The sequence below is a fragment of the Bradyrhizobium sp. 6(2017) genome, assembly GCF_011058295.2.
GTDB lineage: Bacteria > Pseudomonadota > Alphaproteobacteria > Rhizobiales > Xanthobacteraceae > Bradyrhizobium > Bradyrhizobium septentrionale.
In genome coordinates this window covers 4,072,717-4,098,883 of sequence record NZ_CP049289.2, presented here as the reverse complement: position 1 = coordinate 4,098,883, position 26,167 = coordinate 4,072,717, and the positions used below count along the sequence as shown (strand labels likewise).

Below are 26,167 nucleotides of genomic sequence, written 5' to 3'. Positions count from 1 at the left end.
TATTACTAAATTTCGACGGCCGTCAAGCGGGTTTCGCGCGAGCCCCATGGGAATTGCGCGCCCGTCGATGCAGTACCGCGATGCAGCAAAAATAGTTTGTTTGCTAGCCGTCCGTGATCATCGGTCTGGCACGCTTGGACGTTTTCGCACCGGCTAGATCGAGGGAGGTGCCGGAAGCCGCACTATTCCCGATGTTTAGCAAATCGCTTTACTGAACGTTCAATGGAACGATGGCTCCGGCAAAGACCGATGCACGACGCCGGCGCGTGATGGAACTCTCTCGCCTGGCCGGTTCGTCAGGACACTGGAAATCTTTCGGCTCTAATGTGGTCCGCGTTTCAGATCCGCCTCGCGGCAGAGGAGCCGCACCGAGGCGAATTCGAGACAGGCTTCATCGCACGCAACCGCTACGGCTCCCGCCGCATCAGATTCCTCACAGGCTGACGATCTCCGTGTCCACGTTGCCCGCCACCCGGCCCGCCGCTCGCAAAAGGCGCGTTGGGCAACACTGGACCAAGGCCATTCGGCTCGCTCGCGGCTGGCACGGCGCGCGCAGGATTTGGGCGAAGCTGGGTGCGATGCCGACCGCGATACGGGTTGCGATCGTCGGCGCAACGATCGTCGCACTCCTTCCGCTGGCTAACCTTGTTTTTCAGGTCGTCCGCAAACCGACCGAGCTGTTCTTCCTTGTTGGCACCGCGCTCGACAAGGAACCGACAGAGACCTGGCGGCAGTATGGAGCACATTTCCGCACCTACTCCACGGACACTGTCACGCCTGAGCTACTCGCTGCGCTGGCGCAGACCGAGAGCTCCGGGAATCCGGTGGCACGCACTTATTGGCGTTGGCGGCTGAGCTGGAATCCTCTCGCGATCTACAAGCCCGCCTCCAGTGCCGTCGGCCTTTATCAGATGATTGACGCGACGTTCGCGGAGGCGAACAGCTATTGTATCCGCCAGCACGCGGTCGTTGCGACGGACTGCTGGTTCAACAGCCTGTATGTTCGCACGCTACCGAGCCATGCCACGGAACTCACTGCGGTATCCCTGGATCGCGGCGTCGCCAGAGTTCTCGCGGCAGCGCCGAAGAGCACGGCGAATCCGCAACAGAAGCAGGACCTCGCCGCTCTCATCCATCTGTGCGGCACCGGTCCCGGACCGGCCTTCGTGCGCCGCGGCTTCCAACCGGCCGCCGGCGAACACTGCGGCGATCACCTCGTCGCGGCGTACCTTGCCAAGGTCAACCGGATGAGGCGTCAATTCGCGAAGCTTGCTGCGAACGACAGGGGCTGAGCTCGGAGTGGGATAACCGGCCGGCACGAGCTGGACCAGCTAGCGAACGGCCTCGAATCCGGCGAGAACCGACGTCAGGTTCTTCCCAAGAATGTCGGACAGATATCCGCCCTCCTGCACCAACACGGTCGGAAGTCCAAGCCGTGCAATGGCGCTGCCGATGCGTCCAAATCCGCCGGTGGTGACGGCAAGACCCGCGAGAGGGTCGTGCTCGGACGCATCAAGGCCGAGCGCGACAACCAGCGCACCCGGCTCGAAGGCGCGGATCATCTTTTCCGCAGTGGCAAGCGCCTGGATGTAACCGTCATCCCCGGTGCCGATCGCCAGGGGAACGTTGAGATTGGCGCCAAGCCCAGATCCCGCGCCGCGCTCATGCGCGTAGCCCCAGACGAACGGGTTGAAGAAGGTCGGATCGGCATGGATCGAAACCGTCAGCACGTCGGACCGTTCGTAGAAGATGCCCTGCGTGCCATTGCCGTGATGCACGTCGACATCGAGGATCGCGACGCGCTCGTGCTTGAGGCGAAGATGCGCGGCTGCGATCGCGCTGTTGTTGAGAAAGCAGAAGCCGCTGGCGAGATCGCGATAGGCATGATGGCCGGGCGGACGGCACAGCGCGTAAACCGCATCCTCGCCGTCCATCACCATCTGCGCGGCGGTCGTCGCAACGTCGGTTGCCGAGCATGCGGCGGCCCAGGTGCCCGGCCCGATCGGGCATGAGGTGTCGATGGTGTGCCAACCGAGCTTGCCGACGATGTGCGTCGGATAGGTACCAGCGTTACGAACCGGATGCATGTTGGCGATCATCTCCGGCCCGGAATCACCGAGCGTCGACCAGGCGTCCCAGGCTTCGGCAAGGAAGCTCAGATATTCGGGGCTGTGCACACGGGCGCGCGGCCCCTGTCCGAATGCGGTCGGCGCGACCAGCGTGTGCTCGCCTGCCCTCAATCCTGCCAGCAAACGATCGGCGCGCTCAGGCTGCTCCGTGGTCCGCGTGACCACACCGCGCACGAGGAAGAATTGCGGATCGTGGCTGCGGTGCAGTTCGGTATAGACGGCCTTCACAAGCTACTCCTGTTCGCTGAATCCGATTGCGCGAGGTGCGTGGTCACTTCGCCGCGGCCGGCCACGGCGGAATCTCGCGCACCAGCCGGCCGACTTCGCGCCAGGCGTGACCGAGGTGGTGGTCGATGTGGGCGACAATGCGCTCGGGATGACCGGCCTCGATCGCGGCAAGCACCGGCTCGTGGGTGCGCGCGATCTCGTGCGGATCATCGTAGAGCCGACCGATCAGGCCGATCACCATGCGCAGCTCGGAGGCGAGATCATCGAACAGCCGCAGCATGCGCTTGTTGCCGGCGATCTCGCAGATCAGGCGGTGAAACCGGTAGTCTTCCTCGACCTGCCGCGCCGGATCATCGAGATCGGCCATCTCATGCAGCACATCGATCTGCCGGCGGAGCATGTCGCGGGTCTCCGGCGTCAGATTGCGCGCAGCAAGCACCGCCGCGTGACGTTCGACGCAGAGACGCAGATCGTAGATCTCGTCGATATCGTCGGCGGCAAACTGACGAACGAAGAAGCCACGGCGCGGATGGGCGACGAGCAGCCCCTGCTGCTCCAGCAATCGCGCGGCCTCGCGCACCGGCGCCCGGCTCACACCCAGCTCGCGTGCCACTCCGGCTTCGACGACCTTTGACCCCGGCGGCAGCCGCCCCTGGACAATGGCTTCAGTCAGGCGACGTGCGACCTGGCCGACCAGATCGGTCTCGTTGAGGGCCGGCAAGCCGACCGGAGGGGACATCGTGCGCATCAAAAGGGTCCGTTTTGACCCTTGTACATTATTTAATCGCCGATTGTCGACAGTTTAGCCTTGATCAATTCTTAGATTGTCGACAGTTTAATGGCGCGGGTATTGCAACGCAACAGAAACGGCCCGCGGACAGGGACTAGCCACAACGATGACGACGCATGTGCGGCCCGAGGCCGTGAAGGACCAAAACCAGCAATTCCGCATCGACCTCGCCGCGGCCTACCGGCTGATCCATCGGCTTGGGCTCGACGACAGCATCTACACGCACATCTCCGTGCGGCTGCCCGGCCGGCATGACCGCTTTTTGATCAATCCGTACGGCCTGCGCTTCGAGGAGGTCACGGCTTCCAATCTCGTCACCGTCGATCTTGACGGCGTCGTCATCGACGATCCGCTCGGGCTCGGCATCAATCCCGCCGGCTTCACCATCCATAGCGCCGTGCATGCGGCGCGGCCGGACGTCGCCTGCGTGCTGCACACCCACACAGTGGCCGGTGTCGCGGTGTCCTGCCAGAAGCAGGGTCTGTTGCCGCTCAATCAATGGTCGATGCAGTTCACCGGCTGCCTCGCCTATCACGACTATGAGGGCATCGCGCTCGATCTCGACGAGCGTCAGCGCCTGATCGCCGATCTCGGCGACAAGTTCGTGATGGTGCTGCGCAATCACGGCATGCTGACCTGCGGCCGCTCGGTCGCCGAGGCATTCAAGCTGATGCACAACCTCGAGCGCTCGTGCCGCGCCCAACTCGCGATCCAGGCCGCCGGCGCCGCCATCGCGCCGCTGTCGGATGCGGTCGGGCACAAGACCGCCGGCCAATACGCAACATTCTACGACAGCATCGAGACGAAGGGCGTGCCCGACACCGAGTGGGCAGCCTTCAAGCGCATGCTGGAGCGCACCGATCCGGATTTCATCAGCTAGTCGTCGGCCCGTTACGCGTCGCCAGGCGAAACGAACAACAAGAGAGATTGCACATGTTGAAGCGAGTATTGCTGAGCCTTCTGGTCGCGAGTGCCCTGAGCACCGCGGCGTTTGCCCAGGAGCCGAAATCCGGCGGCGTGGTCAACGCGGTGATCCAGCCGGAACCGCCCGGCCTGATGGTCGGCCTGGTGCAGAACGGCCCGACGCAAATGGTCGCCGGCAACATCTATGAAGGTCTGTTGCGCTATTCACCGAAGCTCGAGCCGCTGCCCGGTCTCGCCGAAAGCTGGGGCGTCAGCGAGGACGGCAAGATCTATACGTTCAAGCTGCGCAAGGGCGTCACCTGGCACGACGGCAAGCCGTTCACCTCCGCCGACGTTGCGTTCTCGATCGATTTCCTCAAGCAGACCCATCCGCGCGCCCGCGGCAATCTTGCCCAGCTCGACAAGGTCGAGACGCCCGACGACTCCACCGTTGTGTTTACACTGAAGCAACCGTTTGGGCCGTTCCTCGGCATCTTCGAGGTCGGCTCGCTGCCGATGATCCCCAAGCACATCTACGAAGGCACCGACTACAAGACCAATCCGGCCAACAACACGCCAATCGGCACCGGTCCCTTCATGTTCAAGGAATGGCAGAAGGGCTCGTTCATTCGCCTGGTCAAGAACCCGAGCTACTACATCAAGGGCAAGCCCTATCTCGACGAGATCTACTGGCACGTGATTCCCGACGCCGCCGCGCGCGCGGTGGCGTTCGAGACCGGCAAGATCGACATCCTGCCCGGCGGCTCGGTCGAGAATTTCGATGTGCCGCGCCTGTCCAAGCTGAAGAATGTCTGCGTCACCGGCGCCGGCTGGGAATTCTTCAGCCCGCATTCCTGGCTGTGGCTCAACAACCGGCAAGGTCCGACCGCGAACAAGAAATTCCGCCAGGCGCTGATGTATGCGATCGACCGCAACTTCGCCAAGGAAGTGATCTGGAACGGCCTCGCCAAGGTCGCGACCGGCCCGTCGGCGTCGACCATCAAGTACTACACCGACAAGGTGACCACCTATGACTACGATCCGGCCAAGGCGAAAGCACTGCTGAAGGAGGCCGGCTACAACGGCGAGATGGTCCGCCTGCTGCCGCTGCCGTATGGCGAAACCTGGCAGCGCTGGGCCGAGGCCGTGAAGCAAAACCTGCAGGACGTCGGCGTCAATGTCGAGATGATCGCAACCGATGTGCCCGGCTGGAACCAGAAGGTCTCCGACTGGGATTACGACATCGCTTTCACCTATCTCTATCAGTACGGCGATCCCGCGCTCGGCGTCGGCCGCAACTACGTCTCGAGCCAGATTGCCAAGGGCTCGCCGTTCAACAACGTCGAGGGTTACTCGAACCCCGAGATCGACCAGCTGTTCGCCGACGGCGCCACCGCCTTCCCGGATTCCAAGCGCGAGGAGATCTATCTCAAGGCGCAGAAGATCCTGACCGACGACGTGCCGGTGGCCTGGCAGCTCGAGCTTCAGTTCCCGACCATCACCCGCTGCAATGTCAAGAACCTGGTCACGACCGCGATCGGCGTCAACGACGGCTTCCGCGACGCCTGGCTCGACAAATAGGGCTCATCATCGGGCCGCGGCGTGCACAAGACGCCGCGGCTCCTTTCTGCTTCCTTCCCGAACGCAACCGAAGTCACCGATGCTCGCATTCATAGCCCAGAGACTTGCCAAGGCCGTTGTCGTCCTGCTCGCGATCGTCGTGCTCAACTTCATGCTGATCCGCATGGCGCCGGGCGATCCGGCGATGGTGATGGCAGGCGAAGCCGGCGCCAGCGACAAGATCTTCGTCACGCAATTGCGCGAGAAATTCGGGCTCGACCAACCGCTGCCGGTCCAGCTCTATCGCTACGTCAAGGGCATCGTGACGCTCGACCTCGGCTTCTCGTTCCGCCAGCAGATGCCGGTCGCCAAGCTGATCGCCGAACGGCTGCCGGCGACACTGCTGCTGACCGTCACAGCCTTCGTGATTTCGTTGCTGCTCGGCGTTCTGTTCGGCACGCTGGCCGCGCGCTTTGCCGGCACCTGGGCCGATACCGCGATCACGATACTGGCGCTGATCTTCTACGCCACGCCGCTCTTCTGGGTTGCACTGATGGCGATCCTCCTGTTCTCGGTCGCGATGGATTGGCTGCCAAGCTTCGGTTACGAGACCGTCGGCGCCAATTACGCCGGTCTCGCCCATGTGCTCGACGTCGGCGCGCATCTGATTTTGCCGGCGACAACGATGGGCCTGTTTTTCATGGCGACCTACGCCCGGATGACCCGCGCCTCGATGCTGGAGGTGAAGCGGCATGATTTCGTCAAGACCGCGCGCGCCAAGGGCCTGCGTGATGCCGTGATCCAGCGCCGCCACGTGCTGCGCAACGCGCTGCTGCCGGTGGTGACGCTGGCCGGCCTGCAGGCGGGCACGCTGGTCGGCGGCGCCGTGCTGACCGAGACCGTGTTCGCCTGGCCCGGCATCGGCCGACTGATGTATGAAGCGCTGCTGCAACGCGACTACAATCTGCTGCTCGGCGTATTCGTGGTCTGCTCGGCGATGGTACTGGCCTTCAACCTGATCACCGACCTGATCTACCGCGCGGTCGACCCGCGCATCGAGTTCGCCTCATGAGCAAGTCCTGGCGAATGATGCTGCGCAACCCCGGCGGCGTGATCGGCCTCGTGATCCTGCTGCTTGCGATCGCGATTGCGGTGTTCGGCCCGCTGCTGTTCCCGACATCGCCCTGGCGCATGGTGCAGCGGCCGTTCCTGCCGCCGTTCACGGTATCCGGCCTGCCGCTCGGCACCGACGCGCTCGGCCGCGACGTGCTCGCCGGCATCATCTACGGCGCCCGCGTCTCGCTGCTGGTCGGCCTGGTCTCGACCATGGCCGCGCTCGCGGTCGGCATACCCGTCGGCGCGCTCGCCGGCTATTTCGGCGGCAGGATCGGCGACGCCCTGATGCGCTTCACCGAGTTCTTCCAGACCGTGCCGAGCTTTGCGCTCGCGATCGTGCTGGTCGCGATCCTGCAGCCCTCGATCGCCTCGATCGTGCTGGCGATCGCGATCGTGAGCTGGCCGCCGGTGGCGCGCCTCGTCCGCGGCGAGGTGCTCTCGCTGCGCACCCGCGAATATGTCCAGGCCGCCGTCGTCACCGGGCAGTCGCACAGCTGGATCATCTGGCGCGAAATCCTGCCGAACGCGCTGTCGCCCGTGATCGTGCTGGCCTCGCTGATGGTCGCGACCGCGATCCTGCTGGAATCCTCGCTCTCCTTCCTCGGCCTCGGCGATCCCAATCTGATGTCCTGGGGCTACATGGTCGGCGCCGGCCGCACCGTGATCCGCCAGGCCTGGTGGATCACGCTGTTTCCCGGCATCGCGATCCTGCTCTCGGTCCTGGCGCTGAACCTGATCGGCGAAGGCCTCAACGACGCGCTCAATCCGCGCCTCAGCAAGGAAGGGCGCTAACCCATGCCTGCCGCACCCGTCGTCTCGATCAAGAACCTCAAGCTTGCGCTGCCGCCCGGCTCCGACCGCCCCTACGCCGTCGACGGCGTCTCGTTCGAGCTGACGCCCGGCAAGATCGTCTGCGTGGTGGGCGAGTCCGGCTCCGGCAAATCGATGTGTGCGCACGCGCTGCTGGGCCTGCTGCCCGACACCATCGCCCGCGAGGCCGGCGAGATCGCCTATGACGGCCGGAACCTGCTTACCCTCGACGATACCGGCTGGCTCGCGCTGCGCGGACGCCACATTGCCATGGTGTTTCAGGAACCGATGACGGCGCTCAATCCGTTGATTCGGATCGGCGAGCAGATCGCCGAAATGTTCGAGGCCCACAATTTGCTGACGCCGAAGGCGCGGAAGCAGAAGGCGCTGCAGCTGCTGCGCGAGGTCGGCCTGCCCGACCCCGAGCGCTCGATGCGGGCCTATCCGCATCAACTCTCCGGCGGCCAGCGCCAGCGTGCCATGATCGCGATGGCGCTCGCGCTGGAGCCGGCGGTGCTGGTCGCCGACGAGCCGACCACCGCGCTCGACGTCACCACGCAGGCACAAATCCTCGAGCTGATCCGCGACCTGCAGCGTCGCCGCAACATGGCCGTCATGTTCATCACCCACGATTTCGGCGTCGTCGCCGACATCGCCGATCGCGTGGTCGTGCTTCAGCACGGCAAGGTGGTCGAACAGGGCGCGGCCGACGACGTGCTGCAGCGTCCGCAGCATTCCTACACCCGCGCGCTGCTGGCGGCTGTTCCCTCGATGCAGCCGCCACAGCGCGCGCCGCTCACGGGCCGCGCCCGAGCCGTCGAAATTGTCGGCCTCGACAAGACCTATGTCAGCGGCGGCGGCTGGTTCCAGCCCGAACGCCGCGTCGCGGCTGCGAGGCAGGTCAATTTCGACATTTTGCAGGGCGAGACCGTCGGCCTGGTCGGCGAATCCGGCTCCGGCAAATCTTCCGTCGCCCGGCTCGTGATGCGCCTGATCGAACCCGACCAGGGCACGGTCCGCCTCGGTGAAACCGATTTCACCCGCATCGCCGGCCGTGCGCTGCGCAAGGAGCGCAGCCGCATCCAGATGATCTTCCAGGATCCGTTCGCTTCGCTCAATCCGCGCCGCAAGGTCGGCCACATCATTGCCGACGGGCCGATCGCCCACGGCACAGATCCCGCGGTCGCGCGCCAGCGCGCCGCCGAACTGCTCGGCCTCGTCGGCCTCAACGCCAATGCGATGGACCGCTACCCGCACGAATTCTCCGGCGGCCAGCGCCAGCGCATCGGCATTGCCCGCGCGCTTGCGCTCGAGCCGGAAATCATCGTCGCCGACGAAGCCGTCTCGGCGCTCGACGTCTCGGTGCAGGCCCAGGTGCTGAACCTGCTCGAGGACCTCAAGGCGCGGCTGGGCCTGTCGATGCTGTTCATCACCCATGATCTGCGGGTGGCGGCGCAAATCTGCGACCGGATCGCGGTGATGCAGCGCGGCGCCATCGTCGAGCTGAAGCCGACGGCAACGCTGTTTTCGGCGCCGGAGCACGCCTACACCCGTGAACTTCTCGCCGCGGTGCCCGGCCAGATCCCGTCATCGCGGGCGGCCTGATCGATGCGTTGCGTTCTCGTCAGCAAGACCCTCGATCTGCGCAGCTACATTGGCGCGGCGTTGGCGCGCACGGCGCCTCGCATCGAAGTCGTGGACCATATGGCGGATGCACCGGCCGAAGACGTGCGGCTCGCGCTGGCCTGGCATCCACCCCACGATGCGTTCGAGCGTTACCCGAACCTGGAAGCCGTGTGCTCGATCGCGGCCGGCGTCGACAACATCATCGCCTGCCCCAGCCTGCGCTCCGGCGTCGAGGTGGTGCGCGTGGTCGATCCCGGGCAGGCGCAGTTGATGTCGGGCTTCATCGCCTGGCACGTGATCGGACATCAGCGCGGCTTTGCCGCCTTTCGCGCCCAGCAGCGCGACCGGATCTGGCAACGCCGCGACCAGCGCCGGGCGCAGGACGTCCCGGTGGGTATCCTCGGCAATGGCGAGATCGGCCAGCGCGTCGCCGCCGACCTCGTGCATCTCGGCTTCCCCGTGATGTCGTGGAGCCGCACGGCCAAGGCGATCTCGTCATCGAGCCGCAGCTTTCACGGGCCGGCGGGCCTCGTCGCCATGCTCGCCGAGACCGAGGTGCTGGTGAACCTGCTGCCCCTGACGTCGGAGACGCGCGGCATTCTCAACGGCGAGCTTTTCGCTCAAATGCGCCGCGGTGGCTATTTGATCCAGGTCGGTCGCGGCGAGCATCTCGTGGAAGACGATCTGCTCGCGGCGATCGAGCGCGGCCATTTGTCCGGTGCAGCGCTCGATGTGTTCACCGCCGAACCGCTGGCCCTGGCACACCCGTTCTGGCACCATCCACAGGTCGCCATCACCCCGCATGATGCCAGCGACGTCAGCGTCCATGCCGTCGCGTCCACGCTGGCGGCAACGGCCGATGCTGTCAGCGCCGGGCGGCGCCCGCCGCACGCCATCGACCGTGCGCGCGGTTATTGATTGCGGGACAGGAAACGCCAGGTGCCAAATTCCCCGCCGACCATCGCTGCCGCGCACCCGCTCGACGGGCTTCGCGCCGCCTCGCCGATCCCAGAGACGCGCGCGCAGGCCCTGGCCGAGGAATATTATGGCCTGCCCGCGGCGGTGCGCCGGCTCGACAGCGAACGCGACCAGAATTTCAGGCTGCACACCCCCGACGGGCGCGACTATGTGCTCAAGATCGCCAATCCCGCGGAAGACCGCGCCGTCACCAATCTGCAGACGGAAGCGTTGCGTCATGCTGCCGCCAACGATTCGGCGCTGCCGATTCCACGGGTTTTCCCTGCGCTGAATGGCGCGGTTGAGCTCGAGGTCACGTTCGACGACGGTTCAACCCGCATCGTGCGCCTATTGTCCTTCCTTGCCGGCACGCCGATGCACCAGGTGACGCCGTCGACCGCCTTGCGCCGCGAGACCGGCCATTGGGCGGCGCGCCTCGCCCGGGCCTTGCGCGACTTCCGCCACCCCGGGGCCGGCCACAAGCTGTTGTGGGACATCCAGCACGCGGCCGAATTGCGCCCGCTGCTCGACGCCGTTCCCGCGGCCCAGCGCGACGTCGTGGAACGCTTCCTCGACGGCTTCGAGACCCACGCCCGGCCGGTCCTGTCGCAGCTTCCGGCGCAGCCCGTGCACAACGACCTCAACCCGCACAACATCGTCATCGTCCCAACCGATCACGAACGCATCGCGGGCATCATCGATTTCGGCGACCTCACCGCCACGGCCCGGATCAACGACCTTGCAATCTCATGCGCCTACCAGGTCGCCGACAGCGACGAAGCGCTGGCTCCGGCCTGCGAGCTGATCGCGGGCTACCACGCCGTGATGCCACTCGCGCTGGAAGAGCGCGCGGTGCTGTTCGACCTGATCGCGACCCGCATGGTAATGACGGTCGTGATCAGCAACCTGAGAGCGGCTCGCTATCCGGAAAACCGGGAGTATATTCTGCGCAACAACAAGGCGGCTTCGGCACGGCTTGGGCGGATCGCTCGTCTGTCGCGCGACCAGGCCAGACAACAGATCGAACGCGCTTGCCAGGGAGAGTGAAGCGATGCCGGTGGAGAATGCCTCGACGCAAGACCTGATCGCGCGGCGCAATCGCCTGCTCGGCCCGGCTTACCGGCTGTTCTACGAACAGCCCGTGCAAATCGTCCGTGGCGAAGGCGTCTGGCTGTACGATCAGGCCGGCAATCGCTATCTCGACGCCTACAACAACGTCGCCTGCGTCGGGCACTGCCATCCGCGCGTGGTCGAGGCGATCGCGCGGCAGGCGGCAGAGCTCAACACCCACACCCGGTATCTGCACGAGAGCATCCTCGACTATGCGGAACGGCTACTCGCGACCTTCCCGGCCGAGATCGGCAATGTGATGTTCACCTGCACCGGCAGCGAGGCCAACGACCTCGCGCTGCGCGTGGCGCGGACTTGCACCGGCGGCACCGGCGTCATCGTGACCGGGACCGCCTATCATGGCGTCACCGGCGCACTGGCCGAATTGTCGCCGTCGCTCGGCCTACCGGAGCCGACCGCGGCCCATGTCCGCCTCGTGCCGGCGCCGCAGTCTGCCGGAGATGCGACCGGCGAGATTTTTGCCGGCCATGTACGCGCCGCGTTCGACGACATGAAACGCAGCGGGATTCGCCCGGCCGCGCTGCTGGTCGACACCATCTTCTCGAGCGACGGCGTGTTCGCCGATCCGCCCGGCTTTCTGGCGCCGGCCGTGGAAGCCGCGCATGCCGCAGGCGCGCTGTTCATCGCCGACGAGGTGCAGCCCGGTTTCGGCCGCTGCGGCGAGGGCCTGTGGGGCTTTGCCCGTCATGGCGTCATTCCCGACATGGTCACGATGGGCAAGCCGATGGGCAACGGCCACCCGGTCGCCGCGATGGCCGCGCGTCCGGCGCTGCTCAAGGAATTCGGTGCACGTTCGCGCTACTTCAACACCTTCGGCGGCAATCCTGTCTCCGCAGCCGCGGCGACCGCCGTGCTCGACATCATCGAACAGGAAGGCCTGGTCGAGAACGCGAAGCGCACCGGCGCCTATCTGCGCGAGAAGCTGGATGCGTTGCGCTCCCGGCATGATTTGGTCGCGGAGGTCCGCGGCGCCGGGTTGTTCCTCGGTGTTGAGCTTCGCCGCAATGGTGCACCCACGGGCAAAGAAGCGGCGGAACTCGTCAACGCGCTGCGCGCCCGGCACGTGCTGATCAGCGCCGCCGGTCCCGGCGGCAACGTGTTGAAGATCCGGCCGCCGCTGGTGTTCGGGACCGAGCATGCCGACCTGCTGGTCGAGACGCTAAATCAAGCGCTCCTGCAGATCTCGCCGGCCTGACACTACAAACGTGCTGACCTACGATTTCGCTTTCGCCTTCTTCGCCACGATCTGCTGAAGGGCCCAGCGCGCGTTCTTTCTGACGTCGGGATCGGGATCGTCGGCAACGATTGCCAGGAACGCCTCGCCGTCGGGATGAGCGATCTCGCCCAACGCCGCGGCTGCTTCCTTGCGCAGGTTTGCCTGCTCGTGGCTGACGCAATTGCCTATGGGGCGCACCGCGCCCTCGATCTTCATCTTGCCGAGGCTGCGGACCGCCTTGAGCCGCACTTGCCAAAACCCGTCCGCAAGCGACGCGATCAGCTGATCCGCCGCCAGCGCACCGTTGGCGTTGAGCCCGAGCGTTTCGGCCGCCATCTCACGCACCATCCAGTCCTCGTCCTTGAGCGCACGGGTGATCGTCTCCGCCGCCGGCTTCATCTGCGAGAAAGCGAGCGCGCTCACAGCCGCGCGCCGCACATGCGCGTCAGGGTCGTGGATCAGCGCAGTCAGCGCCGGAATTGACTCCTCGAGCTTCAGGAAGCCGATGACGCCGATCGCCTGCACGCGCACGGCGGCGTCTTGGTCTTGCAACGCCTCCAGCGCCGGCTTCAGCGTGTCCTTGCGGCGTAGTTCCTTCAGCGCGCGCAATGCGCCCATACGGACGAAGGCGTGGGCATGTTTGACCAACGGCAGGATGACGTCCGCGCAGGCGGGATCCTTGAACTCCGCCATGCTGTCGGCTGCCGCCGACGCCACGACGCTCTCGGGGTCGACGAGCAATTTCGCCAGGGCATCAGCCGCGTCCGGCCCATCGAACTCTCCAAGCGCCATCGCGACCTGCTGGCGCACACCGGCATCAGGATCGGACACCATCCTGGCAAGATGGCCGACCGCGGCGGAATCACCGGAATGACCGAGCGCGATGATGGCGACACGGCGTTCGGCGGGGTCTGCGGCCTGCAGCCGCTCGTCGGCGTCCTCGAGATCGTCGTAGGATTCGAACGGGCTCGACATGTTCACCTCAGCAGATAGGGAATATTGACCGTGACGGCACCGGTCGGGCAATCCGCCTCGCACGGCATGCAGTACCAGCACTCGTCATAGGCCATGTAGGCCTTGCCGGTCATGTCGCTGATGCGCAAAACATCGAGCGGGCAGACGTCGACGCACACCGTGCAGCCCTTGTCCGCGATGCATTTGGCTTCGTCGACCACCACCGGGACCGACGTCTGATAGGAAGCGAGAGGCATCGTCCAATCTCCTGTTATTGTGCCGCGAAGCGTTTTCGAGCGAAGTGGATACCGGTTCGCGCGAAGAAACGCGTCAAACAAGAATCACGCGCTGGCGCGGATGCGCTGCTTGTCGTAGAGATCCTTCTCGTCGTCGGCGATCGGCACGACATAAGGTTCCACGGCGCGCTTCGTGCTCGTCATCCTGCCGTCCTGCTTGGACAGCAGCGTGTGGCAGAACCAGTTCTCGTTGTCCTTCTCCGGAAAATCCGTGCGCCAATGGTAGAGACCCCAGCGGCTCTCTTCGCGGAACAGCGAGGCGTGGGCCGCCATGTCGGCGCAATCCATGATCGACTGCACCTCGAGCGCACGGAGCAGTTCGTGCGCGTTCCGCGCGATCATGTGCGTCTCCATGTCTTCACGGACCTCGGCGAGACGGCGCATGCCGAGCTCGTACTTGCGGGTGACCTTCGGCGGCTGTAGATAGTCGTTCACTAGGCGGCGGGTCTTGTACTCGATCTGGTTCGGCGGAATGCCGTCCTCGCGCCTGGTCGGCGCCAAGATGCGCTCCCGCTCAAGGGCGACAGCTGCCGGATCAAACTCGGCAAGATCGTGGTTCTCGGCGAACTCCATCGCGTCAGTGCCGGCAACGGAACCGTTGGTGAAGGCGCCGAGCATGTAATTGTGCGGCACGCTCGCCATGTCGCCCGCAGCGTAAAGGCCCGGTACGGTGGTGCGCGCGTTGTCGTCGACGAATACGCCGGAAGCGCTGTGTCCGGAGCAAAAGCCGATCTCGGAGATGTGCATCTCGATCGAGTCCGTGCGATAGTCGACCCCCCGCCCCTGCTGGAACAGGCCGCGCGTCGGCCGCTCGACCTTGTGCAGCGTCGACTCGATCTCCTCGATCGTCTTCTCGTGCAGGTGCTTGAGCTGCAGGAAGACCGGACCCTTGCCCGAGAGCAGTTCATTGTAGAATTCGAGCATCATCTGGCCCGACCAGTAGTCGCATTCGATGAAGCGTGAGCCCTCGTTGTTCGCGGTATAAGCCCCGAAAGGCCCGGCCACATAGGCGCACGCCGGACCGTTATAGTCCTTGATCAACGGATTAATCTGGTAGCACTCGAGGTTCGCAAGCGCAGCGCCGGCATGATAGGCCATGGCATAGCCGTCGCCGGAATTGGCGGCGTTCTCGTAGGTCCCGAACATGTAGCCCGAGGTCGGAAGTCCGAGACGGCCGGCGGCACCCATGCACAGGATCACGGCCTTCGCCTTGATCACCAGCAATTCGGCGGTACGCGTGTTGACGCTGATGACGCCAGCGACGCGACCATCGGCGGCCTTCAGCAACCGCGTCGCCATATAGCGGTTTGAGATCAGGATGCGGGCGCGGCGCAGCTGGCGGTACAGCGCCTTCTTCACGGTCTCGCCATTCGGCATCGGGAGCACGTAGGTCCCGATATGGTGCACCTTCTTGACGGCGAAGTCGCCGTTCTCGTTCTTCAGGAAGCGGATTCCGAAACTGTCGAGCTCCTCGATGATCTTGTAGCAGTTCTGGGCGTATTTATAGACCGCCTTCTGATCGACGATACCGTCGTTGGCGATCGTGATCTCCTTGGTGTACTGCTCCGGCGTTGCATATCCCGGAATGACGGCGTTGTTGAGCCCGTCCATGCCCATCGAGATCGCGCCGGAACGCTTGACGTTGGCCTTTTCAAGCAGCACGACGTCGGCCTTCGGATTTTTGAGCTTGGCCTTGAGCGCCGCCATCGGTCCGGCCGTGCCGCCACCGATCACCAGCACATCGCAGGAAACCTCCGAAAGTCCGTCGACGATCTGATCTAGTGCCATTGTCTGTCCCTGTTTCGCCGGCGCGACCGGCGCCTTTACATGAGATTTGCCCGGGTGGTCCCACGGCGATAGCAATTAGTTGTCGCCGGAGTGCGATTTGCCCTTCACCGCTCCACGAAGGCCTTTTCGATCACGAAATGACCCGGCTCACTGTGGTTGCCCTCGACAAAGCCACGCGCCGTGAACAGCTCGCGGAGCTCTTCGAGCATCGCAGGGCTGCCGCAGAGCATGATGCGGTCGGACTCGCGGTCGAGAGCGGGCTGCCCGATGTCGTCGAAGAGCTGGTCGGAAGTGATCAGGTCGGTGATGCGGCCGCGGTTCCTGAAGGGCTCACGGGTGACGGTCGGGTAATAGATCAGCTTGTCCTTGATCACCGGACCAAGGAATTCGTGGTTGCACAGGCCCTCGACGAGGTGCTCTCCATAAGCCAGCTCCGAAACCTGGCGGCAGCCATGGGCGAGCACGATGGTCTCGTAGCTCTCATAGACATCCGGGTCCTTGATCAGGCTCGCGAACGGTGCGAGCCCCGTGCCGGTCGACAGCAGCAGGAGCCGCTTGCCCGGGATGAGATTGCCGGCGATCAGCGTTCCCGTCGCCTTGCGGCCGACCAGGATGATGTCGCCCTCCCTGATCCTCTGCAGCCGCGACGTCAGAGGACCATCCGGCACCTTGATGCTGAAGAACTCGAGCGCCTCCTCGTGATTGGCGCTCGCCAAACTGTAGGCGCGCATCAAGGGGCGGCCATCGACCTCGAGCCCGATCATGGCGAACTGGCCGTTCTGGAAGCGAAAGCCGGGATCGCGTGTCGCCGTGAAGCTGAACAGGGATTCGGTCCAGTGCCTGACCGAGAGGACCGTTTCCTTCTGAAAAGCGCTCACGTTCGTCTCTCCATGCTTGCTCGATGCGGGGCCAAGGTTTCGGAGAGAGGCAGATCCGGCAACGGCGAACTGCCGTTCCCGGTCGATTAGTTTCACATTTCGCGTGCGATGACCGCCAGGCAGGCAGCCGCATCCGCGAGACCCGCGACGTCACGCCGTATCCGGCAATTAGTTGCTATTGCGTCCGTAGCTTCGGTGTCAGGAAAGACGGTGGAGGATCGTCATGACCATGACCGCATTGGTGGCTCCGACCGTGACCGGCTACGAGGCCAGCGCCGATCTCGCGACACTCCTCGTGCGCACTGCGCGCGATGATGAGGTGACGCTCAGCGCGGAGCAGCTTCGCCTCGCCTGCAAATGCGCCCACTGCACCCGCGCCCGCTTCGACGGCCGCTTCCCCGAACGATTTCCCGGCATCGCGATCACCGGGATCGGCGATTTGGGCTACGGGCTCAACATCTCGTTCTCCGACGGGCACAATCGCGGAATCTACCCAAAAATTTATCTGTTGAGCCTGGCAGGACACTAGCCGATCTTCCCTTCTATCCGGGGCCCCGACGGGCAAATCCCTATTCCATATATCCCCCGTTTTCAGTGATGAACTTTCCGGGCCTGCACACCTGGTGCAGTCTCGACATGACGCCGGCGTCAACGGCCAGCCGTCCCCCCACTTGCCAACCCGCTCTGGCACGGACATTGCTCCTCTTTAGAACGGTTTGAACGGTTCGGAGGCGGCTCAATGTTGCTACAGGCGGCCAGTGCGGCTCGCGGGACCATTCCCGTCACGGTTCGGCCTGCGGGCGGGTCCTCGCTGCTGTTGACCGAGAACCAGCAATGGATCGGCGGGCCGCCGCCGCTGATGGACAAGCTCACGCCGCGCGAACGGGAACTGGTCTTGAAGCAGGGGCGTCGCAAGGTGCTCAATCGCGGCCAGACGCTGTTCAGCCAAGGTGGCCGACACGACGGCATCTGGTTGATCGAGAGCGGCCGTATCCGTGTCTTCTACATCTCGCCCCTGGGGCGCGAGATCACGCTGGCCTACTGGCACGTCGGCAATTTTGTCGGCGGACCCGAGGTGTTCGAAGGCACCGTTCATCAATGGTCGGGCGTCGCCTCCAGCAATTGCAGCGTCGTGCACCTGCCTGGAAAAGAGCTGCGCGCGCTGGCGGCGGAGATCCCGAACCTCGCGATCGGCCTGATCGAAGGCCTCACCTTCAAGGGCAAATGCTACTCCGCGCTCGCCCAGATGCTGGGAACGCGGTCGATTACACAGCGCCTGGCGCATCTGTTGCTGCACCTCGTCGAGCTCTATGGCGTGCAGGACGCCGACGGCACCGTGATTGCGGCGGCATTCACCCATGCAGACATCGCCCACATGGTCGGCGCCACAAGGCAATGGGTGACGATCAGCCTGAAGCGCATGCAGGAGAAGGGAATCGTCGTCACTAAACGTTCGCAGATCGTGGTCTGCCGCTCCGAGGTCCTGGAGGAGATGCGGGGCCAGGCGTCCGATTGACACCGATGCACATGCAATTGGCTTTCACCGGCAAAACTGCACAAGGAGTAAGCAACCAGCATTTCCCGGCAACTAATCGACAGCGGCGATGAATCCGGATTTGCCGTGCCCGCCTCCCCATCCAATCATGGCAGCCACAGCACATCCAACCGAAAGAGGATGAGAATGGTCCGCCATCTTCCCACGTTCTCACTAGTGGTGTCGGTGACGTCGCTGGCGCTATTTATGGCGCAGCCAGCCTCGGCGGAAACCGTCACGCTCGGCATCGGAACGCAGGACACGACGACCAACACCGTCACGGCCGGCGTCGTCATCCGGCAGCTGCATCTCCTCGAAAAGTACCTGCCGAAGGACGGCAAATACGCCAACATCAAGTTCGAGCTGGAGTGGCAGAATTTCACGTCCGGTCCGCCCGTCACCAATGCCATGATGGCGAACAAGCTTCAGATCGGCATGATGGGCGACTATCCGCTGATCGTGAACGGCTTCACCTTCGAGAGCAACCCCGAGAGCAAGAGCCGCCTGATCGGCGTTGCCGCCTACAGCCTCTCCGGCTCCGGCAATGGCATCGTCGTTCACAAGGACTCGCCCTACTACGATCTCGCCGATCTCAAGGGCAAGCTCGTCAGCGTTCCTTTTGGCTCCGCCGCGCATGGCATGGTGCTGAAGGCCATGCAGGACCGCGGCTATGCACCGGATTTCTTCCAGCTCGTCAGCCAGAGCCCCGAGGTTGGTTCGACCAATCTTCAGGAGAAGAAGATCGACGCCCATGCCGACTTCGTCCCCTTCGCGGAGCTGCTTCCCTTCCGCGGCTTCGCGCGAAAGATTTTCGACGGCGTCGAGACCAACCTGCCGACCTTCCACGGTATCGTGGTTCGCACCGATTTCGCGGAAAAATATCCGGAAGTCGTCGTCGCCTACATGAAGGCCGTGATCGCCGCCAATCAGTGGCTACGCGACGATCCCAAGCTCGCCGCCGAGAAGATCCAGGATTGGACCGGGATCAGCAAGGAGGTCGTCTATATCTTCCTGGGCCCGAGTGGCAACATGACCACCGATCCCACGATCAAACCGGCGCTGATCGATGCGGCCACGGCCGACGTCAAGGTGCTGCAAAATCTCGGCCGCATGAAGGAGTTCGACCCGAAGAAATGGGTCGACGACAGCTACATCCGCAAGGCCTATGCCGAGATGAAGCTCGACTATGACGCCCAGCTTTCGAGCACAAAGAACTACGAGATTTCAGGCGAGGATACGTTCTGCAAGAAGCCGATCTCTGATCCGCGTAAGGCCGGCGAGGTCTGGGTCGACGGGGTCGGCATCCTGCCGTTTGCATCCGCGGCGTGCACGCTCGGCGCCTATGCCGATTACAAGGCGAAGGGCAAGAAAATCAACGTCGCCTATGTCTTCGACACCACGCGCGGGATCAAGCTGTTTGCCGACCAGGCCTTCTTCGCAGTGGGTAACGGGGACGTGGCGCCCTTCCTGCTCAAGAAGGACGCCGAGGCCTATGCCGCAACGATCGGCGGCAAGGTGCTTGGCTTCGATGATGCACTGAAGGCGGCGATCGGCGGAGGCAAGACGTGAGTACCCCCGCCCTCCTCAGACATCCCGAGGACAACGTGCCAGCGGTGCCAGCGACCACGGAGACGACCTCCCCGCCCACCGCGGCCCCGCCCGCCTCCTCCGCCGCGCTGGCCGCGCGCTGGTACCGGCTCAACCAGGACCGCTTGCGCGCAACCGCAATCGGTCTCGTCTCGCTGGCCGCATTCCTCCTGGTCTGGCACCTGCTCACGACCTACCGTGTGGTGTTCTTCGTGCGATTCACCAACGTGCCCTCGCCGCTTGCGGTCTATGCGAGCTTCACCAAGGCGATCCACGACCCCAAGTTCCTCGTGCACATCCTGCTGAGCTGCCGGCGCATCTTCATCGGCTTCTCGCTGGCCGCCATCGTCGGTGTGCCGCTTGGCCTCGTCATGGGCCGCTTCAAGCTGATCCATGAGGTGATCTTTCCCGTGGCGGAGGTGCTACGGCCAATTCCGGCGATCGCGTGGGTCCCGATGGCGATCATGCTGTGGCCGACCAACGAACAGAGCATCGTCTTCATCACCTTCCTCGGCTCGTTCTTCCCGATCCTGGTCAACACGCTGCACGGCATGTCGCTCGTCGACCCCGTACTCGTGCGCGCCGCGCAATGTCTCGGGGCGCGCGAGCGCTCGATCTTCCGCGAGGTGTATTTCCCGGCATCTCTGCCCCACATCTTTACCGGCCTTACGATCGGTATGGGCGTGGCCTGGGTATCGTTGATCGCAGCCGAGATGATCTCGGGTCAGTACGGCATCGGCTACTTCACCTGGGAAGCCTATTCGCTGGTCCAGTATGCCGACATCGCGCTCGGCATGATCGCGATCGGCGTCCTCGGCCTCGGATCGAGCCTGTTGATCCGCGGCATGGGATACCTTGTGATGCCATGGAGATCAAAATGAGCGAGAACAGAATCAGCTCGCCGAAGGGCCATATCGAGGTCAAGAACTTCTCGCTGAGCTATGAGACCATCGATGGGGCTGTCCAGGCCGTCACCGACACCTACATCCATGTGAAGCCGGGCGAGTTCGTATCGATCGTCGGACCTTCGGGCTGCGGCAAGTCCACGTTCCTGAATGCGGTGGCGGGCTTTCTCAAGCCCACCACGGGCACTATCACGGTCGACGGCGAGCGCGTGAGCGGCCCCAGCGCCGAGCGCGGCATGGTGTTCCAGCAATACTCGCTGTTCCCCTGGAAGACGGTGCGGGAGAACGTCGAGTTCGGCCTGAAGATGCGTGGCATGCCGCGCTCGCAGCGCGAGCGCGCCGCGCGCACCCTGCTCGGCCTCTCCGGGCTCGAAGCCTTCGAAAAGCACTATCCGGAAAGGCTCTCCGGCGGCATGAAGCAGCGCGTCGGCATTGTGCGCGCGCTCGCCACGGGCCCGAAGGTACTGCTGCTGGATGAACCCTTCGGCGCGCTCGACGCGCAGACCCGCGTCATCATGCAGCAGATCCTCACCAACATGTGGCAGCGGCTGAAGATCTCGGTGCTGTTCGTGACGCACGATATTGATGAGGCAATCTTCCTTTCCGACCGCGTCTACTGCATGACCGCCCGCCCCGGCTCTATCAAGGCCGAAATCCCAATTCCGCTGGAGCGGCCACGCCAGCAGTCGATGATGATGTCCTCGGAATTCCTGGCCCTGCGCCGTGGACTGATGTCACTGATCCGCGAGGAGAGCCTGAAGGCCATGGGCGGCGAGATCAATGATCTCGGCATGCAAGGCCTGAACATCGAGCTGCACGGTCATTCGCTGGCCGAGATACTCTAGGCGCGAACATCCCTGCCGACCTTCGAAGCTCAAGCCGGCTGCGCATCCCCTCCTAGATCGAACTCTCAAACGCCATCCGCTGCGCCGGCGTCAAATGCAGGCCATGCTTGGTTCGCCGATCCAGGTAGTCGGCGGACCGTCTGGCCCACTCCTTCTCGCGAAGATACACCGCTTCGCGTTCATAGAAGTCACCGCCGAAATGGCGGCCCAAATCGCTGGAGATGCGAGCCGAACCCAGGAGTTCACGCGCGCGCGTCCCATAGAGGCGCGCATAGTGCTGAATGAGCTTCCGCGGCAGATCGGGATAGTCGCGCGCCAGCCCATTCGAGAAATCATCAAAGCTGCCGCCGATGTCGCCGCCCGGCAGGGGCCGATCCGCGGTCCAGGCCGACGACATCCTGGGAAACCACGGCGCGAGCCGCTGCAGCGCCTGCTCCGCCAGCCGGCGGTAGGTCGTGATCTTGCCGCCAAAGATCGAGAGCAGCGGCGGCGCGCCCTCGGCGCCGTGAACCTCGAACACATAGTCGCGCGTCACGGCTGACGGATTGTCGGCATTGTCGTCATAGAGCGGCCGGACTCCGGAGAAGGCGTGCACGATCTCGCCCGGTTGCGGCGGCGTCCGGAAGTAGCGGCGCAGCACCTGCAACAGATAGTCGGTCTCGTCCTGGTCGATCGCGACGTCCTCGGCGCGGCCTTGATAGGGAATGTCGGTGGTGCCGATCAGCGCCAGATCGCCCTCATAGGGGTTGACGAAGATCACCCGGCGGTCGCTGTTTTGCAGCAGATAGGCCTGCGGCCCATTCCAGAATTTCGGCACCACGATGTGGCTGCCCTTGACCAGCCGCACGCTCTGGGCGGAGTTCAGTCCCGCCACGCCCTGGATGACGTCCTGAACCCATGGTCCGGCGGCGTTGACCAGCGCGCGGGATCGTACGACCTGCGTCGTGCCGCCATCGCTCTGCACCTCGAGCAGCCAGACATCGCCTTCCCGGCGCGCGCGCACCGCCCGCGTGCGCGGCAGAATGCAGGCGCCGTTCTGCGCCGCATCGATCAGATTGAGGATCACCAGCCGGGCGTCATCGACCCAGCAGTCGGAATATTCAAAGCCTTGGCGGAATTCCTCTTGCAGCGGCGCACCTTCCGGGGCCCGCGACAGATCCAGGCTGCGGCTCGCCGGCAGCTGCTTGCGGCCGCCGAGATGGTCGTAGAGCAACAGCCCGGTGCGGACCAGCCAGGCCGGCCGCTGCTCCGGCGAATGCGGCAGCACGAAGCGCATCGGCCAGATGATGTGAGGCGCGGAGGCAAGCAGCACCTCGCGCTCGATCAATGCCTCGCGGACCAGGCGGAACTCGTAATATTCGAGATAGCGCAGCCCGCCATGGATCAGCTTGCCTGAGCGCGACGAGGTGCCCTCGGCAAAATCATCCTTCTCGCAGAGCAGGACCTTCAGCCCGCGGCCGGCGGCGTCGCGGGCGATGCCGGCGCCGTTGATGCCGCCACCAATCACCGCGATATCGACCAGTCCGTAATCCCCGCCGGCGACCGGCGCAGTCCCGGTCATCGCCTGCTGCTACGCCGCTTCTCGGCGGGGCGCGGCGCGGCCTTTGCCGTCGCGCGGGCCTTCGGCTTTGGCGCCTGCAAGCCATAGGTGGAGAACCCCCTCGCGGTGTCGGCAATCTCCTCGTCGGTCAGGATCACGCGCGACTCGAGCGCGAGCGAGAGGTAATACTGCCGCGCGATGGTTTCGAGCTCGACCGCGAGCCACATCGCCTTGTCGAGATTGGCGCCGAGCGCGATCATGCCGTGGTTGGCGAGCAGGCAACCATTGCGTCCTTCAAGCGCGGCGATCGCATGATCGGACAGTTCCTTGGTGCCGTAGCGCGCATAGCCGGCACAGCGGATATCGGTGCCGCCGAACGCCGCCATCATGTAGTGGCAGGCCGGGATCGGCTTACGCGCGATCGCGAGCACGGTCGCGTAGGTCGAGTGGGTATGCACGATGGCGCCGACATCGGGCCGGGCGCGCGTGATGTCGAGATGGAAGCGCCATTCGGTGGACGGCTGCAGCGGCCCTTCCCACCCGCCATAGTCGCCTTCAAGCGGCATCGATGCGATCATCTCCGGCTTCATCGAATCATAGGGGTCGCCGACGGCGTGATCAGCATCCGGGCCTTGTAGCGGGCGGAGATGTTGCCAGATGTCCCCTGGTTGAGACCCGACGCATTCATCCATCGACACTTGGCAATGATCGCCTCGCGCAATTGTCGTTCCTCACGGGTCATACGGACTGCCTTTCCTCTTCAGCACGGATGGAGTGGCGGTTCGCCGGCCAGGAAGCGGCGAACCTCTTCGGCCGCCTGCTCGGCGGCCACGGTGACGGTACGCACGGAGGCTCCGGCGATGTGCGGCGTCAGCGTGACGTTGGGAAGCTGCAGCAGCGGCCAGTCTGCCGGGACCGGCTCGACCGCAAAGGTGTCGAGCGTGGCGCCGCCGAGATGCCCCGATGCCAGCGCATCGTGCAGCGCCTCGTAATCGACCAGCGGACCGCGCGCGGTGTTGATCAGGAACGCGCCGGGCTTGAGCCGCGCCAGCGCGTCGCGCCCGATAAAGCGGGTGGTCTCCGGCGTAACCCGCGCGTGCAGCGTGATGATATCGGCGCGGCCGAGCAATTCGCCGAGCCCGACATGCTCGACGCCGTCATTGCGGTCCTGGGCGCTGAGCTGGACATAGGGATCGGCGACCAGGATCTTGCAGCCGAAGGCTTTCAGCAGCTTCACCACGCGGCTGCCGATCGCGCCATAACCGACAATGCCGACCGTCATCTCGCCGAGCTCGCGCCCGGTGCGGTCGGCGCGATAGAGATCGCCGCGCCATTCCCCGCCCCGCAGCGCCTCGTGGCCACTGCGGATCAGGCGCGTCTCGGCAAGAATCGCGCCGATGGTGAACTCCGCCACTGCGCTCGCATTGCGGCCGGGTGTGTTGACCACCAGCACATTGTGGTCGCGCGCCGCCTGCATATCGATGTTGACCGGACCGCCCCGCGACACCGCGATGAACTTCAGCTTCGGCAGCCGTTCCAGCATCGAGCGTGAGATCGGCGCCAGGTGCGTGACGAGCAGCTCGGCATCGCCGACAAAGGCCATGATCTCGTCCGGCTGTCCCATGAACTCCTTCAGGCCATCGAGCTTCGAGCCGGCGTAGCCGTGCTCCATCGGCTCGTCCGGCCAGGGCTGCTCCAGGGTGCGGATATCGACGCCATTGCCGCAGGCCGTCCGGATGTGCTCGGCAAACACCGAGGGCAGCATGAAGCGGTCGCCGACAATGGCGATGGGCTTAGACATGATCGCCTCCGGTGCGCAGCGCGGCGAGTTGCTTCCAGACCGGTCGCGACGCCAGCCTCGCATCGAGATAGGTCGGGAAGATGCTGGCGTAGCGCTTCGCCAGCGCAGCGTCGGGCGATTGCGGGGGACTGAGATGCGGCGCAACCCACTGCTGGGCGCAGGCGCGCATGTCGGGATAGGCATCGATCGCAACGGCGGCGATCATCGCCGCACCCGCGGCGCCGGCCTCGCCGCGGCTGCAGATGCGGACGTCGCAATCCAGTGCGGCGCCGAGGATCACGCCAAGCGCGCGGCTCTTCGCCGCGCCACCGGTGATCCTGACATCGCGCGGCAACGAACCCATCGCGGCATAGCAATCCCGCGCAGCGAAGGCCAAACCTTCCATCACGCCACGCATCAAATCTCCATAGCGGTGGCGCGAGCGCAGGCCGAAGAATTGCGCGCTGGCCTCATGCGAGACGAACGGACCACGCTCGCCGGCATCGGAGATGAACGGATGGAACAGCACCTCGCCGGGCTTGGCCTGCAGCACCTGATCGTCGAGCCGTCCGATCAGCTCGGCGCGCGTGCGCGTCACGCCTTCCGCCGCCAGCATGTCGCATGCGAGATCGAGCATCCAGTCGATGTTCAGCGTCGCCGCCATGTTCGACTGCATCTGGGCATAGTGACCGGGCACCGGGAACGGCATGGTGTAGCCGGTTGCCTCCCGGTTCAGCGTCACCGCGTCCGCGCTCCGGACCAGCCGCATATGCATGCCGGTCGAACCGATGATGGTGCAGCCGACATCCGGCGACGGATCGTAGAGCCCCGCACCGAGCGCGTTGCAGATCACGTCGACATAGCCAAGGCAGACCGGCACGCCTTCCGGCAGGCCGGTCTCGATCGCGGCCGCCGCGGTGAGCGGATGCGTTGCGACCGCACCGTCAACGACTTGCGGGAACAGGCGGGTCAGGTCGGCGATACCGATCAACCGCGCCGTCTCCGCATCAAAGCCGCGCTTGCGGTAATCGCCGCAGGAGAAGGTGGCTTCCGATGGATCGGTTGCACGCTCGCCGGTGAGCAGGAAATAGAGCCAGTCCTTGCAATGGAAGGCAGTGGTCGCCCTCGCAATCGTGTCGGGCGCGTGCGCCTGAAGCCACGCCAGTTGCGGCCCCTGCTGGCAGGCAATGAGCCCAGAGCCCGTACGCCGGTACAACGGCGCGTTGCGATCGCTGCCGCGGATCTCCTCGACCAGCCGCCCGGCGCGAGAGTCCAGCCACAGCAGCGCCGGCGCAACCGGCCGGCCATCGTCGTCGATCAGCCAGGTGCCGTCGCCCTGCCCGGTCACCGCGATTGCCGCTATCCGTGCCGACAGGTTCGGCAAGGCGCTCGCGAGAGCGCGAATGACCGCAACCGTATCGCTCCAGGTCCGCGCCATGTCCTGCACGACATGACCGCCGGCCGGACTGCTGTACACATTCGGCCGCGAAACATCGGCAAGCTGCTCGCCGGCCAGTGTGAACGCCACCGCCTTGATCAGCGAGGTGCCGGCATCAATGCCAATGATGACATCGCGGCTTGCGGAAGCGGTCAT

23 protein-coding genes and 1 pseudogene are annotated in these 26,167 nt (G+C 64.6%); 14 read left to right on the top strand and 10 right to left on the bottom strand.

The window, feature by feature from the left end:
* Window positions 1–578: 578 nt before the first annotated feature.
* Window positions 579–1,292: a transglycosylase SLT domain-containing protein gene (locus tag G6P99_RS18935; protein WP_245284535.1), complete on the top strand. Its 714-nt coding sequence runs from the start codon at window positions 579–581 to the stop codon at window positions 1,290–1,292.
* A 39-nt stretch (window positions 1,293–1,331) separates the two neighbouring features.
* On the opposite strand, the gene G6P99_RS18930 is transcribed toward G6P99_RS18935, so the two are convergent.
* Together G6P99_RS18930 and G6P99_RS18925 are read right to left on the bottom strand one after the other, a co-directional pair.
* Window positions 1,332–2,357 (bottom strand): histone deacetylase family protein, encoded by a 1,026-nt coding sequence (locus tag G6P99_RS18930; RefSeq protein WP_165123151.1) that lies wholly within the window; start codon window positions 2,355–2,357, stop codon window positions 1,332–1,334.
* 43 nt (window positions 2,358–2,400) lie between these two features.
* Window positions 2,401–3,105 (bottom strand): GntR family transcriptional regulator, encoded by a 705-nt coding sequence (locus tag G6P99_RS18925; RefSeq protein WP_029078443.1) that lies wholly within the window; start codon window positions 3,103–3,105, stop codon window positions 2,401–2,403.
* 148 nt (window positions 3,106–3,253) lie between these two features.
* On the opposite strand from G6P99_RS18925, the gene G6P99_RS18920 reads away from it, so the two are divergent.
* The 8 genes from G6P99_RS18920 to G6P99_RS18885 all read left to right on the top strand — a co-directional run bounded on the left by G6P99_RS18920 (window position 3,254) and on the right by G6P99_RS18885 (window position 12,445).
* Window positions 3,254–4,027, top strand: coding sequence for a class II aldolase/adducin family protein (locus G6P99_RS18920; RefSeq protein ID WP_051346012.1), 774 nt, complete (start codon window positions 3,254–3,256; stop codon window positions 4,025–4,027).
* A gap of 53 nt (window positions 4,028–4,080) precedes the next feature.
* Window positions 4,081–5,631, top strand: a complete 1,551-nt coding sequence (locus tag G6P99_RS18915; RefSeq protein WP_029078441.1) for an ABC transporter substrate-binding protein — start codon at window positions 4,081–4,083, stop codon at window positions 5,629–5,631.
* 79 nt (window positions 5,632–5,710) lie between these two features.
* The gene (locus G6P99_RS18910; RefSeq protein ID WP_029078440.1) at window positions 5,711–6,682 is read left to right on the top strand and encodes an ABC transporter permease; all 972 of its coding nucleotides are present in this window, start codon (window positions 5,711–5,713) and stop codon (window positions 6,680–6,682) included.
* Window positions 6,679–7,518, top strand: coding sequence for an ABC transporter permease (locus G6P99_RS18905; protein WP_029078439.1), 840 nt, complete (start codon window positions 6,679–6,681; stop codon window positions 7,516–7,518). The genes G6P99_RS18910 and G6P99_RS18905 overlap by 4 nt, the downstream gene beginning before the upstream one ends.
* A gap of 3 nt (window positions 7,519–7,521) precedes the next feature.
* Window positions 7,522–9,141, top strand: a complete 1,620-nt coding sequence (locus tag G6P99_RS18900) for an ABC transporter ATP-binding protein (protein ID WP_029078438.1) — start codon at window positions 7,522–7,524, stop codon at window positions 9,139–9,141.
* A gap of 60 nt (window positions 9,142–9,201) precedes the next feature.
* Window positions 9,202–10,080: a 2-hydroxyacid dehydrogenase gene (locus tag G6P99_RS18895; protein WP_245284520.1), complete on the top strand. Its 879-nt coding sequence runs from the start codon at window positions 9,202–9,204 to the stop codon at window positions 10,078–10,080.
* Between the two features lie 21 nt (window positions 10,081–10,101).
* Entirely contained in the window at window positions 10,102–11,166 is a 1,065-nt protein-coding gene (locus tag G6P99_RS18890; protein WP_198031113.1) for a phosphotransferase, read from the top strand.
* Window positions 11,167–11,170: 4 nt separating this feature from the next.
* Window positions 11,171–12,445, top strand: coding sequence for an aspartate aminotransferase family protein (locus G6P99_RS18885; RefSeq protein WP_029078435.1), 1,275 nt, complete (start codon window positions 11,171–11,173; stop codon window positions 12,443–12,445).
* An 18-nt stretch (window positions 12,446–12,463) separates the two neighbouring features.
* Here G6P99_RS18885 and G6P99_RS18880 read toward each other — a convergent pair whose 3' ends face one another.
* The 4 genes from G6P99_RS18880 to G6P99_RS18865 all read right to left on the bottom strand — a co-directional run bounded on the left by G6P99_RS18880 (window position 12,464) and on the right by G6P99_RS18865 (window position 16,382).
* Window positions 12,464–13,441 (bottom strand): HEAT repeat domain-containing protein, encoded by a 978-nt coding sequence (locus G6P99_RS18880; RefSeq protein ID WP_029078434.1) that lies wholly within the window; start codon window positions 13,439–13,441, stop codon window positions 12,464–12,466.
* 2 nt (window positions 13,442–13,443) lie between these two features.
* A complete protein-coding gene (locus G6P99_RS18875; protein ID WP_029078433.1) occupies window positions 13,444–13,677 on the bottom strand; it encodes a 4Fe-4S dicluster domain-containing protein in 234 nt (77 codons plus the stop codon).
* A gap of 84 nt (window positions 13,678–13,761) precedes the next feature.
* Complete coding sequence (locus G6P99_RS18870; protein ID WP_029078432.1) at window positions 13,762–15,504, bottom strand: fumarate reductase/succinate dehydrogenase flavoprotein subunit; 1,743 nt, start codon at window positions 15,502–15,504, stop codon at window positions 13,762–13,764.
* A gap of 104 nt (window positions 15,505–15,608) precedes the next feature.
* Window positions 15,609–16,382, bottom strand: coding sequence for a ferredoxin--NADP reductase (locus G6P99_RS18865; protein ID WP_029078431.1), 774 nt, complete (start codon window positions 16,380–16,382; stop codon window positions 15,609–15,611).
* A 223-nt stretch (window positions 16,383–16,605) separates the two neighbouring features.
* Between G6P99_RS18865 and G6P99_RS18860 the strand changes: the two genes are divergently transcribed.
* The 5 genes from G6P99_RS18860 to G6P99_RS18840 all read left to right on the top strand — a co-directional run bounded on the left by G6P99_RS18860 (window position 16,606) and on the right by G6P99_RS18840 (window position 21,253).
* A complete protein-coding gene (locus G6P99_RS18860; RefSeq protein WP_035976181.1) occupies window positions 16,606–16,911 on the top strand; it encodes a gamma-butyrobetaine hydroxylase-like domain-containing protein in 306 nt (101 codons plus the stop codon).
* A gap of 210 nt (window positions 16,912–17,121) precedes the next feature.
* Entirely contained in the window at window positions 17,122–17,898 is a 777-nt protein-coding gene (locus G6P99_RS18855; protein WP_029078429.1) for a Crp/Fnr family transcriptional regulator, read from the top strand.
* Window positions 17,899–18,063: 165 nt separating this feature from the next.
* Entirely contained in the window at window positions 18,064–19,485 is a 1,422-nt protein-coding gene (locus tag G6P99_RS18850) for an ABC transporter substrate-binding protein (RefSeq protein ID WP_029078428.1), read from the top strand.
* Window positions 19,482–20,384, top strand: a complete 903-nt coding sequence (locus tag G6P99_RS18845; protein WP_029078427.1) for an ABC transporter permease — start codon at window positions 19,482–19,484, stop codon at window positions 20,382–20,384. Before G6P99_RS18850 ends, G6P99_RS18845 begins: the two co-directional genes overlap by 4 nt.
* The gene (locus tag G6P99_RS18840) at window positions 20,369–21,253 is read left to right on the top strand and encodes an ABC transporter ATP-binding protein (RefSeq protein WP_371261129.1); all 885 of its coding nucleotides are present in this window, start codon (window positions 20,369–20,371) and stop codon (window positions 21,251–21,253) included. Before G6P99_RS18845 ends, G6P99_RS18840 begins: the two co-directional genes overlap by 16 nt.
* A gap of 52 nt (window positions 21,254–21,305) precedes the next feature.
* Here the strand turns inward: G6P99_RS18840 and G6P99_RS18835 are convergent, their stop codons facing one another.
* From G6P99_RS18835 to G6P99_RS18820, 4 genes and pseudogenes are all read right to left on the bottom strand, one after another.
* Window positions 21,306–22,814, bottom strand: a complete 1,509-nt coding sequence (locus G6P99_RS18835) for a glycerol-3-phosphate dehydrogenase (RefSeq protein WP_029078425.1) — start codon at window positions 22,812–22,814, stop codon at window positions 21,306–21,308.
* A pseudogene (locus G6P99_RS18830) lies at window positions 22,811–23,535 on the bottom strand (class II aldolase/adducin family protein). Before G6P99_RS18830 ends, G6P99_RS18835 begins: the two are co-directional and overlap by 4 nt.
* 18 nt (window positions 23,536–23,553) lie before the next feature.
* Entirely contained in the window at window positions 23,554–24,594 is a 1,041-nt protein-coding gene (locus G6P99_RS18825; protein WP_029078423.1) for a 2-hydroxyacid dehydrogenase, read from the bottom strand.
* Window positions 24,587–26,167: an FGGY-family carbohydrate kinase gene (locus G6P99_RS18820; protein ID WP_029078422.1), complete on the bottom strand. Its 1,581-nt coding sequence runs from the start codon at window positions 26,165–26,167 to the stop codon at window positions 24,587–24,589. Before G6P99_RS18820 ends, G6P99_RS18825 begins: the two co-directional genes overlap by 8 nt.

What these genes read in the sequence shown, in the direction of transcription:
- G6P99_RS18920 (WP_051346012.1), top strand. Translation starts at nt 3,254, where the DNA reads ATGACGACGCATGTGCGGCCCGAGGCCGTGAAGGACCAAAACCAGCAA.
- G6P99_RS18900 (WP_029078438.1), top strand. Translation starts at nt 7,522, where the DNA reads ATGCCTGCCGCACCCGTCGTCTCGATCAAGAACCTCAAGCTTGCGCTG.
- G6P99_RS18885 (WP_029078435.1), top strand. Translation starts at nt 11,171, where the DNA reads ATGCCGGTGGAGAATGCCTCGACGCAAGACCTGATCGCGCGGCGCAAT.
- G6P99_RS18880 (WP_029078434.1), bottom strand. Translation starts at nt 13,441, where the DNA reads ATGTCGAGCCCGTTCGAATCCTACGACGATCTCGAGGACGCCGACGAG.
- G6P99_RS18915 (WP_029078441.1), top strand. Translation starts at nt 4,081, where the DNA reads ATGTTGAAGCGAGTATTGCTGAGCCTTCTGGTCGCGAGTGCCCTGAGC.
- G6P99_RS18820 (WP_029078422.1), bottom strand. Translation starts at nt 26,167, where the DNA reads ATGACCGCTTCCGCAAGCCGCGATGTCATCATTGGCATTGATGCCGGC.
- G6P99_RS18875 (WP_029078433.1), bottom strand. Translation starts at nt 13,677, where the DNA reads ATGCCTCTCGCTTCCTATCAGACGTCGGTCCCGGTGGTGGTCGACGAA.
- G6P99_RS18935 (WP_245284535.1), top strand. Translation starts at nt 579, where the DNA reads ATGCCGACCGCGATACGGGTTGCGATCGTCGGCGCAACGATCGTCGCA.
- G6P99_RS18825 (WP_029078423.1), bottom strand. Translation starts at nt 24,594, where the DNA reads ATGTCTAAGCCCATCGCCATTGTCGGCGACCGCTTCATGCTGCCCTCG.
- G6P99_RS18835 (WP_029078425.1), bottom strand. Translation starts at nt 22,814, where the DNA reads ATGACCGGGACTGCGCCGGTCGCCGGCGGGGATTACGGACTGGTCGAT.
- G6P99_RS18850 (WP_029078428.1), top strand. Translation starts at nt 18,064, where the DNA reads ATGGTCCGCCATCTTCCCACGTTCTCACTAGTGGTGTCGGTGACGTCG.
- G6P99_RS18910 (WP_029078440.1), top strand. Translation starts at nt 5,711, where the DNA reads ATGCTCGCATTCATAGCCCAGAGACTTGCCAAGGCCGTTGTCGTCCTG.
- G6P99_RS18870 (WP_029078432.1), bottom strand. Translation starts at nt 15,504, where the DNA reads ATGGCACTAGATCAGATCGTCGACGGACTTTCGGAGGTTTCCTGCGAT.
- G6P99_RS18860 (WP_035976181.1), top strand. Translation starts at nt 16,606, where the DNA reads ATGACCATGACCGCATTGGTGGCTCCGACCGTGACCGGCTACGAGGCC.
- G6P99_RS18855 (WP_029078429.1), top strand. Translation starts at nt 17,122, where the DNA reads ATGTTGCTACAGGCGGCCAGTGCGGCTCGCGGGACCATTCCCGTCACG.
- G6P99_RS18840 (WP_371261129.1), top strand. Translation starts at nt 20,369, where the DNA reads ATGGAGATCAAAATGAGCGAGAACAGAATCAGCTCGCCGAAGGGCCAT.
- G6P99_RS18905 (WP_029078439.1), top strand. Translation starts at nt 6,679, where the DNA reads ATGAGCAAGTCCTGGCGAATGATGCTGCGCAACCCCGGCGGCGTGATC.
- G6P99_RS18925 (WP_029078443.1), bottom strand. Translation starts at nt 3,105, where the DNA reads ATGCGCACGATGTCCCCTCCGGTCGGCTTGCCGGCCCTCAACGAGACC.